Here is a 17651-nt window from a genome sequence, read left to right as displayed (position 1 = left end):
TGCTTGATACTACAACTCAGTAGCGTTAAACGTATCGCCCTGATTGACATCGCCTGTATCAAAGCCCTTTCTGAACCAGCGAACGCGTTGCGCGGAAGTACCGTGTGTGAAGGAGTCCGGCACTACTCTGCCCGTGGACTGCTTTTGAAGGCGGTCGTCGCCGATAGCACTGGCTGCATTCAGGGCTTCTTCCAGGTCGCCGGGCTCTAAAAACCCTGTCGATCGTTGGGTATGGTGCGCCCAAACCCCGGCATAAAAATCAGCCTGCAACTCTACTCTGACCATCAGTTTGTTAAATTCCGTCTGGGATAGCTGGCCCCGCATGGCGTTTACCTGGTCCATGGTACCGGTGAGTTTCTGGATGTGATGCCCTACTTCGTGGCCCACCACATAAGCCTGCGCAAAGTCGCCTTCAGCACCCAGCTTGTGTTCCATCTCGCTGAAAAAGCTCAGGTCGATGTACAGTTTTTCGTCGCCGGGGCAGTAAAAGGGCCCAGTGGCTGAAGACGCCGTACCACAGGCCGAGTTTACCTGGTCCGTAAAGAGCACCAGCGTAGGCTCCCTGTACCCTTGCACAATCTTGTTCCAGACGTCCTCGGTATCTGCCAGCACAACTTTCGTCTGTTCGGCCAGCTCCTGCTCTTCCGGGCTAGGCTGGTACTCTGTTGACTGGGCGTACTGCGGTTCCCCGCCCACAAACTGTTGCAGGATCGTTAGTGGGTTGGTTCCTGTCAGAAACATGATCAGGATCACTACCCCCACTATGATCAGCCCCACTTTCGAGAAAAGGAGCCGGAACAGAGGTATAAGCAGCATGGGGCTGATGCCTCTGCCACCACCAAAACCGCCTGCTGACTGACCTCTACGGTCTTCTACATTGGTGCTTTTTCTTCTGCCTTGCCATTTCATATTAAATATGACTCTAATTTTACCTTACAACGGAAGGTATATACCTGTATTCGCAGTATAACGGTGCACAGCTTCACTTAGATGCGTCAAATTAATTCGGAAGGTTTTTGCCATATTAAAGCAAGTATCTCTTCAGCTGACAAGGCAGCCAGGAATGTCTCGCCGATTGACTACTAAACAGGTATAGGTATAGCCGGGGCTGTTACTTCAGATACTCGCGGGAATTGTGCACACCAAGAGGGTCTGGAGTAGCTATACCTGAACAAACCCAACTTCTTCCTTCTCCCGTAACCTTGCTATACCTGAATTCCGCACATGAACAACCTGAAAGACTTTCTGCAGCTCGTCTGGTCGGCCGTGAAGGGCAAAGAGCAGGACTTTACCACCCTGGGCATCCGGACCAGTATTGTGCTGCTGGCAGTGCCGATGATCCTGGAGATGATGATGGAGTCGCTGTTTGCTGTGGTCGATATTTTCTTTGTCGGCAGGTTGGGGCCGAAAGCGCTGGCCACAGTCGGCCTTACCGAAACAGTGCTGATGGTGATCTACTCGGTGGGGATGGGTGTGAGCATTGCCGCCACTGCCCTGGTTGCACGCCGCGTCGGAGAAAAGAACTACCACGAAGCCGGCAACGTCACGTACCAGCTCCTGGTAACGGGTGCTGTGTTGGCCGTGATCATGGGCCTGCTGGCCACCTGGTTTGCGGCCGACATCCTGACGTTGATGGGTGCTGATGCCGCCCTGCTCGAAACCGGACTTTGCTATGCGCAGATCATTTTTGCAGGCAACCTGGTCATCATCATGCTTTTCCTGATCAACGGGATCTTCCGGGGAGCCGGTCAGCCGCACCTGGCCATGCGCGCCCTCTGGCTTGCCAACGGCGCCAACATTATACTGGACCCGCTCCTGATCTTCGGCATCGGCAGCTTTGAAGGCTGGGGACTGGAAGGTGCCGCCTGGGCCACCACCATCGGGCGCAGCATGGGTGTTGTCTACCAGTTTTATCACCTGCTCAATGGCAAGCATTTACTTAAAGTCGGAAGAGAGAACCTGGTTATCCGTTTTGTCATGATCAGGCGCATCCTCTCGGTAGCGTCGGGTGGTATGGGCCAGTACCTGATCGACTCTGCCAGCTGGATCTTCCTGACCCGTATCATTGCTGAGTTTGGCAGCAGTGCCCTGGCCGGCTATACCATCGCCTTCCGCCTGATCATGTTTGCGCTGCTACCCGCCTGGGGCCTGTCCTCGGCGGCAGCAACACTAGTTGGCCAGAACCTGGGTGCCCAGAAAGCGAAACGGGCTGAACTGGCAGTATGGCTGACGGCGCGTTACAATATCATCTTTATGGCGTGTGTCACGCTCCTGTTCCTGTTTTTTGGTGAGTACATGGCTGCTTTTTTTGCTGAGGAGGAAGCCGTGATCGCCGTGTCCTCCCAAGCTTTGCAAATCATAACGCTGGGCTACGTCTTCTTTGGTTTGGGCATGGTGATGGTACAGGCCTTCAATGGTGCCGGCGATACCCGGACGCCATCCATCATCAATATTGTGGTGCTGTGGCTGATCGAAATACCGCTGGCTTATCTGCTGGCAAAAACCCTCGGCTTCGGGACAACCGGTATTTTCATTGCCATAGCCTTTTGCCACTCTTTCCACGCCCTGGTCAGCTGGTGGCTTTTCCGGCGCGGCACCTGGAAAGTGGTGAAGGTATAAGGTATAGGTATAGCCTTGTCCCATCACTGTTTTCAACAGTAGGCCTGAAATTACAAAAGCAGGTATAGCGCAAATGGCTATACCTGCTTTTGACTGAAAAGATCTGTTGACTATTTTTTAGCTAACAGGCCAGTGTTGTTTGCTACGAAATAAGCATGCGCCTGCTCCACTGTCAGGATATGGCCTTGCTTCTGGGCATCAGCAGCCAGTTTGAAGCCGAGCTCAGCCGCCGCCATACGCTGTTTCGGTGTTCCGTGGTGGCTATCTTCCTCGAAACCGCAATCGCCGATCTCAAAGAACAGTTCATAGAATTGTGCTACACGCTTGCTGTTATAAGTAGCGCCCCGCTTGTGTGTCATGTAATAAGCAGCCAGGAAATCGGCTTCAAGTTCTGTGTAACGCGTCGATTCAGGAAGGCTGGCGAATGTTCCTTGCGGATACCAAGCATTCATGTTCTTGAACTGGATCTGATGCGCCCACTCGTGTGCCAGTATACCTGTCCATACAATGTCTTGTTCTATACCTGCTTCTGAAATCATTTCCACAAGCCCATCGCCAATTACAATCAAATTACGGAAAGTCGTGGCAAAACCATCAGCAGCGAAGAACGGGGATTCCGGCAATTGATCGGAGAAGGTGTTGATAGCTAATAACTGATCAGCAATTACGTAGGCTTGGTCTCTTGTTAATCCGTTGGCGAGAACGTACAAATCGGCCAGTCTTTCTCTATTGTTGAGGGTAGCAGTATGCTGTCCATTCACGCGAATCTGGTTTGGCATGTTCCAGAATTTCTCCAGTTCACGCTGCCGCTTAACCATTAAATTGGTGTACTCACCGTTCGCACCAAAGTACTGAGCAGATTCATCATATGCTGCAGCGATTAAACCAAGATTCATATAATTGTCATAGATATCCTGAGCTTGTGGACCAAGCAATCCAACCAGATTAACAGCTAGTGCATTGAAGTATTTGCTTTGAACAGCCGCAAATGCAGTTGGTCCGCATTCAGAAGGCGAAACGAGGTCGCTCATCAGGGCGCTGCGCAGATTTTCGTGCACCGGAATCAGACCTTCCATTGATTTTAAGGGCACCAGGTCAGAGGTGCTCAGGTTTGCAGTTGAAGTGGCTTGCAGGGTGCTGCTGGTGGCCAGACCAATATCTTCTATTTCCTTCCCGCAGGAAAAAGTGATAAAAGCAAGGCCCAGGCAAAGAAGGGTAGTCTTTGTTTTGTTCATACTGTGCACATTTAATAAAGGGTTCAGGTTAGGTAAATTGCAAATAAGGTCAGTCTCAAAGTGCTGCTTATCGATATAAAACAGCGGTATTAAAGTTAGCTGTTCTTGTACCGAAACCAAATTTTATGGCCTTAAACATTATTTTTTCAGATTTGAGTGATAAGCACATTACTTAGCGCTGTACTTGTTTCATACAACCCGAAACTATCGCAGCCGTTATTGCAGGATGTAACAAAATTTTGTCAATCAAACGCAGTCTGCCGGATTGCGTTAGAAAGCACCAATACGCCTCGTATTATGTTCCCCGCACCAAACAGCTCCCCTAATATTATCAAACCTGGTAGCATCGCATCCCTAATCTGGCTGGCAGTCATTCTGCTCTGTGCTATACCTGTTACAGGTATGGCACAGGAAGTGACTGAGCCGGATTCGGTGGTTGCAGCCGCTCCAACCTGGCCTGAAGACTCCCTTGGCAGGCGCTCACCGCAAGGCACGGTCACCGGCTTCATCCGGGCCGTAGCTGACGAAGATTATGACAGGGCCGCCCTATACCTGAACCTGGTCACCGCAAACGACACCATACAAGACGGCGCCGCAGTAGCACAGGCCCTGCAACGCATGCTCGATCAGCGCAGCAAAACCATGCCCCGCTCCTGGATCAGCCAACTCCCCGAGGGCGACCTGGATGATAATCTCCCCCCCAACCAGGAACGGGTCGGGACCGCCACCGTTGACGACCAGCATATCGACATATTACTTGAGAAAACAGAGGGACCGGCAGGTGGACCGGTCTGGCTCGTAGCAGCCGAAACTATAAGCAAGGTGCCGCTACAGGAAGTTGCACCGGAAGAGACGGTGATCGAGAAGACTTTGCCCGGTTTTCTGGAAGATAACCGCTGGGGAGGAGTGCCGGCCGGACATTGGATGGGGTACCTTTTGATTGCGGTGGCCGCTTACCTGCTCGGCTGGGGTATGACATCCGGTTTGATATTGCTGATCAGTTACATCTGGCGAAAAACCCGGGACGAACCCACGTATGGTTTTATCAGAGCTTTTTCGTTACCCGTGCGGCTATACCTGGCCGCCTTGCTGCTCGTATACCTGAGCCAGCGCCTGGGCATTTCGTTTGTGCTGCGGCAGCGATTCAGTGAACTCACCATCATCGTCGGCCTCATAGCGGTGCTCCTTCTGCTCTGGCGACTGGTTGATGTCATCACTAACTTTAGTCAGCGCCGGCTGGTGGACCGCCACAACATGGCGGGCATTTCAATTGTACTTTTTCTGCGTCGCGGAGCCAAGATTGCTTTAGTCGTGTTGGGTGTCATTTTCATACTCGACACCCTGGGTTTTGATGTGACCACGGGACTGGCCGCTTTAGGTATAGGTGGTATCGCACTGGCGCTGGGTGCCCAGAAAACAGTGGAGAATTTCGTTGGTAGTGTTACACTCATTGCCGACCAGCCGATCCGTGTGGGCGATTACTGTCAGGTGGGCGATACGAGCGGCACCGTAGAGCAGATCGGCATGCGCTCCACCCGTTTGCGTACGACAGAGCGCACCATTGTCACCATTCCGAACGGAGATTTTTCGTCGCAGAAGATCGAGAACTTTGCCCACCGCGACCGCTTCCTGTTCAGCCCGGTGCTGCGTTTACGCTACGACACCACGCCACCGCAGATACAGGCCGTGTTGCGTGCCCTACGCGAAACACTCACTTCGCATCCAAAAATAGACAAAACCAGCGCGCGCGTCCGTCTGACAGAGATCACGGCAGATGCCCTGAAAGTCGAAGTGTTCTCCTACGTTCTGACCAACGACTTTAATGAACAGTTAGAGATTAAAGAAGGGCTGCTACTTACCATGATGGATGCTGTGAATACCAAGGGCAAAGGCTTTGCGCTACCTGTACAGCAACTGCTGGTTAGCAACGATGGCACAGGTATAGAACAGAAAAATGAGAAGTCCTCGTAACAGCGATTTACGCAAGCCTAATACTTGTTTATGTTTGCAGAGGCTACCACGATGATAAGATCGTTGACTGACACCTACATGAAGGTATAATTCGGATCGTCGTTGCTCAGGTAAGCACACACAAATACCATGGCTGTGCATGGTGAGGCTCCAGAATGATGGCACCTACTATGTATTCACTAGCCAGTTCAAGATCACGGTCAATCAATACCGATTGGCTTGCGACCAATCCGCTTCAGGCTGGTGAAATCAATCTGCAGCATCATCGGGGAGCTCATCAGCTAGATCAGGATTGCGGTGAGAATGTTGACTTGGTATACCTCCATTCTGCTTAGAACTTCCATCTGGTCACCATCAACATAGCCGATCAGCGTGCCTCATACTATACAGAGGATCACCTAGATAATAAGGTGTTTCTCAAAAGGCAATTTGCTTTTTGGATTGCTAACTAAGTTGTGCCATTGGAGTAGCAGTTCAGGTACAGGAAATACTGATCGCAATTATACGATAATCAATACGAATCACGAAAATTGAGTGCCTGCTTTTCCAATACCGAAACGGCGCGTCTTATAGCACCTATCTAGGAATCAATATGGAAGTTTGAAATAATTCGCGGGGAGGTTTCTATTTAACCAAATATTCTACTTAATTAAAAAAATCGAATTTTCAGATATAGGGGTTTGCGTTTGTATGTCCGCCGCATTTTTATGACAGTTTGGTTGCTTTTAATGACAACTTTTAGCCAAAGTTTCGATTACCATGATCATTACCTCAATTCTCACATTAATTGGCCTGTTCGGGACACTGGCCATCGTAGCTTATTTGCGTCAGGTTGAAGACGCCATCGAAGAAGTGCAGGCACAACTGGAAATACCTGTCTGCCCGGTTTGCCACCTCTCCCACCCCCCGCAGCAAAACGAAAGGTTACATACAAGCAAGGTGCGCCGCCTCAGCTATTATTACAAGCACCGGAAGCTCACAGCCAAAGATATGGATGGCGTGCAGCCCAAATTGTCTGCATAAATACTAGGTGATCCCTATACCTCTGCTGACAGTTTTCTGGATGTATTATGAAGATTGTTCCGGAATAACTGGCTGAAAATAACCTGGAAAAGTTTTGTAGGGACCTGCTCTTCGTCGAGTTGCAGGGTGGCCAGCAGCCGCATAACTTCCTGCAGCTTTTTTAACTGCAGAGGTTCGTTCATACGGTTGAGCTCTAATTTGCCGAACAGGAAGGTATGGGCCAGTCGCTCATCGGTGCGTTCAATGTAATCCATCACTTCGTGTACCCGGACAGAGAGCTCCGATAGCATGGTGTCGTGGGTAACGCGATCGAACTTCCAGAGGTAGGGCACAATGGGTGCACCAAGTTGTTGGCTCCGCTCGATATCGGAAAGCCGCTTGTAGAGCACTAGCGCCAGTACCATGTTGTTGCAGGTATCGGTGCTGGCGTCTAGCTCTCTGAAAAGCCCAATCGCCTGCTGCACAGTAGAGAACACCTGCTCGACTATCTGCTGCTCGTTTTGCTGCCAGTTGCTCATGTGCACCAGGTCGTTGCTTACATTGAAATAACCCGGATGTTGGCGCACAGCCTCTTCCACTGCTTGCACCAGGTCCTCAAAACTGGAAGTATCCTGCAACAAATGGTTAAAGCAAATAAAATAAGCGATCTGGTGAATACTCATGGGCGCCTGCCGGAAGCGAAGTGTCATTTTGATGGCGTTGGCAATATTCATAGTGGAGGATCTTTGGAACAAAAGGATTCACCTTCTGACTTTTTCCAAAGATAACACGCTACAACACGGGCACTCAATACCCATAAGTGGGTATTTTAGGCTGCTAAACCGTCACCACTACCTTGCCAATCGACTTGCCCTGCTGAAACAGGCTGATCGCCTCGTGCATGTCACTGAAAGCATACACGTGTCCCACATGCTGGGGCGCAAGTTGCAGCTGCTGCAGGCCCTGCAGTAGTTCATGCATCATATCGGTTTGTTCGTAAAGGTAAATCAGGTTAAATCCCATGAGTGATTTGTTTTCGGTAGGCAGCTTGAGCGGGTCTATCTGGGGACGGCGCACATACTTCCAGATCAGGCGCGGGTAATTGGGTTTGCTGCCGTGACTGCTAAAAGAGGCATTGCCATAAACCACCATGCGCCCCATCGGTGCCAGCGCCTTCCAGCCTAATTCAAGTATATGCCCGCCAATACACTCCATGATCAGGTTTAAGGGATGGCCATTAAGGCTGCGCATCAGCTTGTCATAAAAATTACTGTCCCGCAGAATAACATCGCCATAGTGTTCGTGTTTTCGCAGAAAGTCCACTTTGTCCACCCGCCCGACGGTACCGATCGTATGAGCACCCAGCTTTTGGCAGATGCGGTTGGCCAGTATACCTACCCCACCTGCCGCACTGTGGATCAGCACATTCATGCCGGGTTTCAGGTTACCAAGTTCGGTCAGTGCGTAGTAGGCCGTCAGTCCCTGCACCGGAAAACCAGCACCTTCCTCAAAACTCCAGTTGTCGGGCAGCGGCAGCACGTACCGGTAGTGGCTGTTGATGTACGTAGCATAGCCGCCAAACCTGGTAACGCCCATTACACGGTCACCGGCTTGCCAGCTGCCTGCCCCCTCTCCCACTTCCACAATCTCGCCTGCGTACTCCAGCCCGGGTATAAACGAGCCGCTAGGCGTGGCGCTGTACAACCCCTGCATGGCAAAAATATCAGCAAAATTGAGCGCGATGGCATGCACCTGTACACAAACTTCATCCGGCCCGGGAGCCCCGAGCGATTCGTGGCGCAGTTCCAGGTTGCGGATGGAGCCTGCCTTTGACATGCGGTATACCTGTCGGTCAATCATAGTGTTGATTTTGTTTGGAAGGGCTTTCTCTGCTTACGGCAAAAAGCAGTCGCTGTGTTTTATAAAAATTTTTGCCGCAGCTGTGGAATCCGGGCACTTGTTTCATCTACTCTACAAAAGCAGCAGAAGGACTGCCTGCAAAGTCAAAACAAGAAAGGAGAGCACTATGGCCCGGCTACAGGAAAAACAGAACCCGGCAAAAAGCAACAGAAAACGCGCACGCAAAGGCTTTCACCTGGACATGACGCCCATGGTGGACCTCGCTTCCCTTCTGCTGACCTTTTTTATACTCACCACCACGTTTGCCAGACTCCAGACCATGGAGATCAACATGCCTACCGCACAAGGACCCAACACGCCTATACCTGGCAAGAATGCGCTGAACATTGTGCTCGACGAAGCGGACAAGGTTTACTACTTCTTCGGTTACCCGGGCGATGATCCGGAGGTAAAGCAAACAGACTTTTCAGCCACGGGCATCCGGCAGGTACTACTGGCCGAGCGGGTGAAGCGTAACCCGGATATAGTGGTGCTGGTGAAAGCGACGGAAAGCTCCCGTTTCAAAAACCTGGTGGACGCACTTGATGAACTTAAAATTACGGGCACTCGCAAATATGCTATGGTAGAACTGCGGGAAGAAGACAAACAATTGCTGGCCACCCGATAAGCAAAGGCCCTGTTGCTAAAACTGCAACAGGGCCCTTACTGGAAGTCTTTCAAAGGTATAGCTGCGAAAAAATTGTGCTTACTCGGCTGGTTCTACCGCAAATTCGCAGCTCACAGTCGGGTTAAAAGGGAAGTGCATACCGGATGGATTATGTTTCCATACCCAGGCGTGTAGCTGGTAATTATCAAATTCAAGTGGATTATCAGGTGAGTCGATATATGCGTCAAAAACCTGATCGCCCAACATAGGTGGAGCAGCCTGCTCCCATACATCAGCACGGATGATAAACTCAACCCCGACAAGCTGCATGCGGCCATTCTTCTGCGGTTCGTAGAGCAAGGCTTCCGGCTGACGGTGATTCAGCTCGCCATCCAACAAACTCGGTTTCACATAATGGAAACCCATACCACCCAGAACCGGATGGCTGACACAGGGGCTGGCAGGTACGTAACCATCTGCCATAGCTTGCTCAATACGCTGGTAACGGGCTGTCGCACTGCGAATGTCGGCCAGTACCTTGTTGTGCAGAGTTGAATTGGGCCGGTTTGGCCCCACATTCGCCTTCAGTTGGGCCGTGAGCGGTTCAGGAGTGTCCTGAGTTTGGGAATCACAACCGAGGAAGAGAAAGACAATTAAAAATAACAAAACGGAAAACAATCTTTTGAAGACGTACTTTGATAATTTTAACATAGTATTGAAGAAAAAGGACTTGAAAAGAGAGAATAGCAGTTTGCCCTGCAACGCAAAAACAGGTTATTGCCCACAGTACAGCGGAATAGTAAGACAAGGGTGATAAAATGGTGGCTGGCGGGGTGATGCGCCAAAAGAGATGGCAGACGGATGCTAGGATTTGAATAATTAGCTAGTACGTAAACAAATTAAAATAGTAATATATTTTCATTAATTTGTTTATAACCGCATCTATAACACAGAAAAGAAATAATCCTTCCAGATTAATCATGGTGCATTCAGTAAATATTTGTTTTATTGAATATACTTTAACCAGTTACCGGCTATGTTTTTAAAGTTCCTCTCGAAATCCCGTTCCACTGATGACCTGGAGCTAGTGCGGCAATATCGCCGGACCGGTGACCTGGACGTGATCGGGAAACTTTTCGAGCGGCATACCGAGATGGTATACCTGATCTGCCTGCGCTACCTCGGAGAGGAAGAAGACAGCAAAGACGCCACCATGCAGGTTTTCGAGCAGTTGATCGTGGCTCTGAAGCGACATGAGGTAAGTAATTTCATATCGTGGCTGCACTCACTCACTAAAAACCACTGCCTGCAACAACTTCGTACCAATCGCCTGAAAGACAAAGTCAGCCAGGCCCTGCCACGCGAACAGCACACCCTGGAGCAGGACGACACTACACAATCGGAACTCGATTGGCAGGCGCTCGAACACGGACTGCTACACCTGCCGGACGAACAGCGCAACTGCATCGAGTTGTTTTACCTGCAACAGAAAAGCTACCGCGAGATAGAGGAAATTACCGGATGTGACATGAAACAGGTAAAGAGTTATATACAGAACGGGCGCCGGAACCTGAAAATTTACATTAAAAAAAACCATGCGCAACGATAAAATACAGCTAAGCGAATGGGGACTGGAGGAGCACCCCTCCATGGAACTACTGCGGCAATACGAGGAAGGCTCGTTGCCGCCAGCCACTAATTACGAATTAGAAAAGCACTTGCTCGACTGCGAGATGTGCGAAGATATCCTCACAGGTATGTCGCTTGCTAACCGGGGCCGAACACGCGAGGCCCGCTTCAGCATCCTGCAGCGCATCCGCACCCGGTTGCGCCGCAAGCAGCGCCCCAGCGTACTGCACGGCTTGGCTGACTGGCGTGTTATACTGGGTATGCTGATGATGTTCAGTTCGCTCGGTCTGATCCTGCTTTATCATTATACCCGTACCGCCTCCCCCGAAAAAGCGGCCATGCAGGCAGGCGAGATTTTACCGCCTAGTCCGGAGGAACTGCTTGCCCGTACCATTGACGCAGCATTGGTTCTCGAAATACCAGCGCCACCCGACAGTAACAGAAAATCGGACAGCAGTAATCTGCCACCCCATGCGGAGTTCAGCCTGCAGGGGCAGGTGCTGGATGCCAGCGGACAAGGTATAGCAAAGGCAACCATCCAGGTTCAGGGCAGCCCCTGGCAAACCAACAGCGACAGCCAGGGCGTTTTCAGGCTCTCGATAACAGACGGTAGCCATACCTTACTGGTTAGCAGTCAGGGTTATGCCCCACAGACGTTCTATGTGATAAGCCCCGACAAAAAAGTGCAGATACACCTGAAAATTAAGAAGTAGTTCAACAAAAGAGACAGGTAACAACACCTGTCTCTTTTTATTTTCCGGAGCGTCAAAATCACACGTGGACAGCATCAAGTTGTAACCCTTCGCATATAAAACCAGTATTTTCTACATGATTTTAGGGTAAAAACACTTAAATTACTCCCTCATACCTTTTGCCAGAAGAATATAGACTCCAAGATTGCTTAGATTCGTATTCTTCTACCACCACTGGCCGAGGTCCTGGAATACTATGAAAAATATACCTGCTGCGCTGCTAAACGGTGGCGAAAAAAACTATGATTCTGATTTCTGCGGAAGTATCCCGCTGCACCAGATCAACCTGATACAACCACATGGTCTGCTACTGGTCCTGGATAAAACACTGCATATCAGACAGGTTAGTGAAAACAGTGCGAACTTACTCGGGCTAAATACCGAAACGCTACTGGAACAGCCCCTCTCCGCCTTTGTGCCGGAAAACGAACTAGCTGACCTCCAGCAGAAACTAACCAACGAACAAGAGCAGGTAGACATACCTTTCTCGCTGACCTTCAGGACTGGAGAAAGCGACATAGCGTTTACGGCAACAGTTCATCCTGAACCAGAACAAATACTGATCGAGATGGAGCCGGCGCAGCGCGAAGATGACAAATCTTTCCTGGCTTTTTTTCAGCAGATCAAATACATCACCTCCCGTATTAAGCAGGCTGAAAACACCGAAGCGATAGCACAGGCTGTTGCTGCTGAGTTCAAGCGCTTCACTGGTTTTGACCGGGTGCTGGTTTACCGATTCGACGCTATGTGGAACGGCACCGTACTTGGACAGGCCAAAACGGAAGATATGAGTGATTTGCTGGGACTCCGGTTTCCGGCTTCCGATGTGCCCAAGCAGGCACGCGATCTCTACTTCAAAAATCCATACCGGCTTATACCTGCCCGCGATTATGAACCGGTCCGCCTCCACCCGATCCTCAACCCAATTACAAGGCGTTTTACAGACCTGACCAGTTGCAACCTGCGCAGCGTGGCTGGCGTGCACCTGGAGTACATGGGTAATATGGGGATTTCGGCTTCTATGTCGGTACCACTCATTATGGAAGGTAACCTGTGGGGGCTGATCTCCTGTCACCACAAAACCCCGAAATATCCTAGCTACCAGGAGCGCACAGCAATGGAACTACTGTCCGCGATCGCAGCGGTACGATTGGGGGCCTATGAACGGGAACAGCGCGCCCACATGCAGGCACACTTGCGCGGACAGCATGCTACGATGCTGGAGCAGCTCTTTAACCAGGAGTATTTTACAGAGGCACTCCTGCATGGCCAGCCAAACCTGTTGGAGTTATTGTCGCTGGACGGTGCGGCCATACTGTATGAGGGAGAAGTGCATACTGTGGGCAAGACCCCACCTGTTCAGAAAATAAAAGAGCTTGCTTCCTGGCTGCGCCGTAACAGCTCCGATAAAACATACGTAACTAATTCGCTCCCACAGGCCTACCCAAACAGCAAAGACTACAAGGATGAGGCAAGCGGCTTGCTTGCGCTGGCCATTAACCCAGACCAGGGAGAATTCATTTTGTGTTTCCGGGGCGAAGTGCTGCAAACCGTTAACTGGAGCGGCAACCCAGATAAGGCTATCCGGATGGAGCCGGACGGCAAAAGCTATCATCCACGTAACTCGTTTGCCCTTTACCAGCAAACAGTGCAGCTCACCTCACTCCCCTGGCAACAGGAAGAGCTGGAAGCCGCTGAGGCGCTGCGCAGTGCTGTGCTTAGCAAGATCATCCGCGAGAAGTACTAAGAACCTATTACCTTTATTTCGGCTAACACAGCATGTTGCAGCAAGCAAACAATAAGCAGGACCAAAAAGTATCACCAAAGCCCGCCGACCATTACCTGGTAGGTATAGGTGCTTCTGCAGGGGGCCTGGAGGCTATTCACAAACTCTTCGACCATTTCCCTGGAAACTCCAGCTTTTCGTTCGTGATCATTCAGCACCTTTCGCCTGACCACAAAAGTCTTATGGCTGAATTGTTGTCGAAGCATACCAGCATGCAGGTAAGGGAAGCAGAAGACAATACATTTACCCGGCCAAACTGCGTATACGTGCTGCCAAGCGGCAAACAACTGAGTTTACAGAACGGACGACTGCGCCTGACCGAAAAACCCCGCAACCGCGAGCCGAACTTTGCAGTGGACACTTTCTTTGAATCGCTGGCCATTGACCGTGGCCCATTTGCTATTGGCGTTGTATTGTCGGGCACTGGTACAGATGGCAGCAAAGGCGTGCGGGCCATAAAAAAGGCGGGTGGCCTGGTGGTGGTGCAGGACCCGGAAAGCGCAAAATTTGACGGTATGCCCCGCAGTGCTATCGATACAGGTGATGTGGATTTCGTGCTCACACCGGATCGTATTCCGCATGAGATCATGGAGTATACCCGCCGCACACCATTGCTCAAAACCATCATCCAGAATGGGAATCTGCAGGAGCCGGATGATGAAGAGGCCGTGCTTAAGGCGATTCTGGACCTGGTATGCAGCCATACGCAGGTTGACTTTACGCATTACAAAAAGCCCACACTGTACCGCCGCATTCAAAAGCGGATGCAGACCCTCAAACTGAACATGATCCAGGAGTACCTGGACTACCTGCACGAAACCCCAGCTGAGATCAAAATCCTTTGCCAGGAGTTCTTCATAAACGTGACCAGCTTCTTCCGTGACCCGGAAGCCTTTCAGTTGTTAGAGACGACGGTGATTCCGAGTATCATAAATTCAAAAGAAGAAGGTGGACCTATTAAGGTATGGATCGCAGCCTGCAGCACAGGCGAAGAAGCCTATTCGCTCGCAATTCTTTTTAAAGAGGCCTCTCATAAACTGGGGCGCCCGCTGGATGTAAAGCTCTTTGCGACCGATGTGGACCAGCATGCATTGCAGAAGGCATCAAAGGGTACCTATGCTGCCAATACTATCCGGAAGCAAGTGTCAGAAGAGCGGCTGCAGAAGTTCTTTCAGCAAAAAGGTAACAAATACACGGTGAGCGACGAGATACGGAAGATGGTGATCTTTGCGCAGCATGATCTGCAAAAGGATCCACCCTTCAGCAAAATCGACCTGATCACTTGCCGTAACATGCTCATTTACCTCAATCCTGGTCTGCAGCACAAAGTGCTTTCCTTGTTTCCTTATGCACTCAACATGGGCGGCTATCTGCTATTGGGCCCCAGCGAGCACATCGGGGACATGCAGGAATATTTTGAGGAAGAAAACCGCAAATGGAAAATTTTCCGAAAAGTAAAAGGCCGTAACAGCCTGCAGCGCAGCTATGGCGTAACCGAATACCAGACCGCCAGCATGCAGCAAAGCCAGGCCAGTCAGTTTAAGACGACACAGTTAAATCGCTATAATGAGGCATTTATGGATGCCTTGTCAGAGGACTTTAAAGTTACGGCCCTTTACGTTGACACAAATTACCAGCTGCTGCACGGCATCGGCGATATCAACCGCTTCTTAAAGTTTCCAGACAAGCGCCTGCACTTTAACCTGATCAAGATGGTACCGGAGGAAATGGCTGTCGTGTTGAGTGTGAGTATACGCAAAGCCATCAAAACCAACCGCAGTGTAGTGGGCCGGCAGGTTGCCGTAAAGTTTGGCAACAAAGAACGCCTGATCCATACTTCTGTACGCCCGGTTACGCTCGAAAAAGGCCAGCCGCCACTTATTCTGGTACTGTTGCAGGAAATGGGCGAAATAAGTCCCCAGCCTAAGTTAAGCGAGGCCCCTCACTTCTCAGATGCAGACTACTACCAACAGCTCACCACGCTGGAGTCGGAACTGCGCGAAACCCGCGAAAGCCTGCAGATGACTGTACAGGACCTGAGTACTACCAACGAAGAGCTGCAGTCGAGCAATGAGGAACTGATGTCGAGTAATGAGGAACTGCAGAGCTCCAACGAAGAAATGCAGTCGCTAAATGAAGAGCTGCACACCGTTAACTCAGAACATCAACTCAAGATAAAGGAACTGCAGGAGCTTAATGAAGACCTAGACAATTACTTCCGCAGCTCAAACGTGGGCCAGCTGTTTGTAGACCATAACCTGGAAGTCCGCAAGTATACCCCATCCCTTGAGCAGATCGTGAACATAATCGGGGGCGATATCGGGCGGCCTGTATACCACCTATCACACAATCTGAAATACGACCGCCTGTTTGACGATATTCGTCACGTAAATAACACCTCTCATGAAGTGGAACATGAGGTTGAGACCGAAAACGGCCGCTATTATTTGATGCGTATCATTCCCTACCTGAAACGCGATGGTAATAAAGATGGTGTCGTGGTTAGTTTTGTGGATGTTACCACTCTCAAAACGCTGAGCAGTGTGGTGCAGGGTGTGCTGGACAGTTCGCTCAACAGCATCATGGCAATGCAGGCCGTCCGCGACAACAAAGATCAGATCAAAGACTTTACCTGGACGCAGCTCAACAAAAAAGCAGAAGAGATGCTGGGCGAATCGAGTGCCAACCTGTTGCAGAGAAGCGTGACAACGACCATACCTCATTTGCGCGACACCGGTCTCTTCCAGAAGTTTTGCCAAGTGGTAGTAACAGGCAAGCCACTACACATAGAGCAGTTACTAACACTAAACGATAAAAAAGCCTGGTATGAGATTGCTGCCGTGAAAATGGGAACAGGAATTGCCGTTACCATGGCCAATATCAATGACAAGAAGAATAGCGAGGACCAGACCCTTGAAGCCTACGAGGAACTCAAGAAGGCAGAAGAAAACTTAACCGTACTCAACAATCAGCTGGAACGCCTGGTGCAGGATCGTACCCGTGAGCTGGCAGAAAGCGAAGAACGGTTCAGGCTGGTGGCCATGGCTACTAACGACGTGGTTTGGGACTGGAATCTGGCAACCAACGAGATCTGGTGGAGTGATGGTCTCTTTAAAATGCTGGGCTTCGACGAACAGGAGATGTCAGGAGGATTGGAAGGCTGGTTCTCAAAACTGCACCCCGATGATCGGAACGAAGTGGAGCGAAGCGTGAATGACGCCATCAACAACGGCAGAAAGCAGTGGAACGCCGAATACCGCATACAGCATAAAGGGGGCAGCTATACCTATGTTTCAAACAGGGCCTACATTCTGTATAATGAGTACAGCATGCCCTACCGGATGATCGGCTCGTTTATAGATCTTTCGGACCTGAAACTGGCACAAGAAGAACTGCAACAAACCAACGAGCACCTGATGCGCGTGATCGACGACCTAGACACCTTTGTGTATACGGCCTCGCACGACCTGAAGTCGCCTATCGCTAACATAGAAGGACTGATGCTGGTGCTGGAAGAACAGATACGGGAAGCGGAACCATTACCAGGCGAGCCGACAGATCCGCTCTTCGTCATGATCAAAGACTCCATCAAACGTTTCAAAAATGTGATCCGTGACCTGACGGATATCGCTAAAGTGCAGCGCGATGTGGACGGTGAGTCCGAGCCTCTTCAGATCGAAGCAGTTTACAAAACGATTTACGAAGGCCTGAAAGAAGAAGCAACGCGCAAGCAGGCGGTGATAGAAACGGATTTCTCGGAGGCACCCAACATCAGCTTCTCCAAAAAGAATCTGCACAGTATTTTATACAACCTGCTAAGCAACGCACTCAAGTATAGCTCCTCTGAACGCAGACCCCATGTAAAAATCAAGAGCAGCTACAAAGGCAAAAAGCTCGTGCTAAGTATAGAAGATAATGGCTTGGGAATCAACAAGGAAAGTCAGGGCAAGTTGTTTACCCTATTCAAGCGTTTCCACTCCCATGTAGACGGCACCGGTATGGGACTTTACATAGTAAAGCGCATTATGGACAACTCTGGCGGGCAGGTGCAGGTGAAAAGCGAAACAGACAAAGGAACGACGTTTACGCTTACATTTCCGCAATTATAGAAATAGCCCACCCCAAAAAATTAAAATCGATTTATGTATATA

General features: G+C 50.4%; 13 protein-coding genes. 8 read left to right on the top strand and 5 right to left on the bottom strand.

Annotation, left to right across the window (positions count from 1 at the left end):
- Window positions 1–9: 9 nt before the first annotated feature.
- On the bottom strand, window positions 10–909 hold the full coding sequence (locus K3G39_RS01730) for a neutral zinc metallopeptidase (RefSeq protein WP_220624431.1): 900 nt from the start codon (window positions 907–909) through the stop codon (window positions 10–12).
- Between the two features lie 315 nt (window positions 910–1224).
- Here K3G39_RS01730 and K3G39_RS01725 point away from each other — a divergent pair, with 315 nt between their 5' ends.
- On the top strand, window positions 1225–2619 hold the full coding sequence (locus tag K3G39_RS01725; RefSeq protein WP_220624430.1) for an MATE family efflux transporter: 1395 nt from the start codon (window positions 1225–1227) through the stop codon (window positions 2617–2619).
- 110 nt (window positions 2620–2729) lie between these two features.
- Here the strand turns inward: K3G39_RS01725 and K3G39_RS01720 are convergent, their stop codons facing one another.
- Window positions 2730–3854, bottom strand: a complete 1125-nt coding sequence (locus K3G39_RS01720; RefSeq protein WP_220624429.1) for a hypothetical protein — start codon at window positions 3852–3854, stop codon at window positions 2730–2732.
- A 297-nt stretch (window positions 3855–4151) separates the two neighbouring features.
- Between K3G39_RS01720 and K3G39_RS01715 the strand changes: the two genes are divergently transcribed.
- Together K3G39_RS01715 and K3G39_RS01710 are read left to right on the top strand one after the other, a co-directional pair.
- Entirely contained in the window at window positions 4152–5825 is a 1674-nt protein-coding gene (locus K3G39_RS01715; RefSeq protein WP_220624428.1) for a mechanosensitive ion channel family protein, read from the top strand.
- A gap of 759 nt (window positions 5826–6584) precedes the next feature.
- A complete protein-coding gene (locus K3G39_RS01710) occupies window positions 6585–6848 on the top strand; it encodes a hypothetical protein (protein WP_220624427.1) in 264 nt (87 codons plus the stop codon).
- 14 nt (window positions 6849–6862) lie between these two features.
- Here K3G39_RS01710 and K3G39_RS01705 read toward each other — a convergent pair whose 3' ends face one another.
- On the bottom strand, window positions 6863–7561 hold the full coding sequence (locus K3G39_RS01705) for a hypothetical protein (RefSeq protein ID WP_220624426.1): 699 nt from the start codon (window positions 7559–7561) through the stop codon (window positions 6863–6865).
- 103 nt (window positions 7562–7664) lie between these two features.
- Entirely contained in the window at window positions 7665–8687 is a 1023-nt protein-coding gene (locus K3G39_RS01700) for a zinc-binding dehydrogenase (RefSeq protein WP_220624425.1), read from the bottom strand.
- Window positions 8688–8853: 166 nt separating this feature from the next.
- Here K3G39_RS01700 and K3G39_RS01695 point away from each other — a divergent pair, with 166 nt between their 5' ends.
- Window positions 8854–9354 carry a biopolymer transporter ExbD gene (locus K3G39_RS01695; protein ID WP_220624424.1) on the top strand — a complete coding sequence of 167 codons (501 nt, stop codon included), beginning with the start codon at window positions 8854–8856 and terminating at the stop codon, window positions 9352–9354.
- Window positions 9355–9432: 78 nt separating this feature from the next.
- Here K3G39_RS01695 and K3G39_RS01690 read toward each other — a convergent pair whose 3' ends face one another.
- A complete protein-coding gene (locus K3G39_RS01690) occupies window positions 9433–9999 on the bottom strand; it encodes a hypothetical protein (protein WP_220624423.1) in 567 nt (188 codons plus the stop codon).
- A gap of 370 nt (window positions 10000–10369) precedes the next feature.
- Between K3G39_RS01690 and K3G39_RS01685 the strand changes: the two genes are divergently transcribed.
- The 4 genes from K3G39_RS01685 (at window position 10370) to K3G39_RS01670 (ending at window position 17609) form a co-directional block, all read left to right on the top strand.
- Window positions 10370–10942 carry an RNA polymerase sigma factor gene (locus K3G39_RS01685; protein ID WP_220624422.1) on the top strand — a complete coding sequence of 191 codons (573 nt, stop codon included), beginning with the start codon at window positions 10370–10372 and terminating at the stop codon, window positions 10940–10942.
- Window positions 10929–11675 carry a carboxypeptidase regulatory-like domain-containing protein gene (locus K3G39_RS01680; RefSeq protein WP_220624421.1) on the top strand — a complete coding sequence of 249 codons (747 nt, stop codon included), beginning with the start codon at window positions 10929–10931 and terminating at the stop codon, window positions 11673–11675. Before K3G39_RS01685 ends, K3G39_RS01680 begins: the two co-directional genes overlap by 14 nt.
- A gap of 235 nt (window positions 11676–11910) precedes the next feature.
- On the top strand, window positions 11911–13461 hold the full coding sequence (locus K3G39_RS01675) for a GAF domain-containing protein (RefSeq protein WP_220624420.1): 1551 nt from the start codon (window positions 11911–11913) through the stop codon (window positions 13459–13461).
- A gap of 32 nt (window positions 13462–13493) precedes the next feature.
- The gene (locus K3G39_RS01670) at window positions 13494–17609 is read left to right on the top strand and encodes a chemotaxis protein CheB (protein WP_220624419.1); all 4116 of its coding nucleotides are present in this window, start codon (window positions 13494–13496) and stop codon (window positions 17607–17609) included.
- The last annotated feature ends 42 nt before the right edge of the window (window positions 17610–17651 follow it).

This window comes from Pontibacter sp. HSC-14F20 (genome assembly GCF_019599265.1).
Classification (GTDB): Bacteria; Bacteroidota; Bacteroidia; order Cytophagales; family Hymenobacteraceae; genus Pontibacter.
The sequence above is the reverse complement of the archived record's forward strand: the minus strand, read 5'-3'. Positions and strand labels throughout refer to the sequence as shown.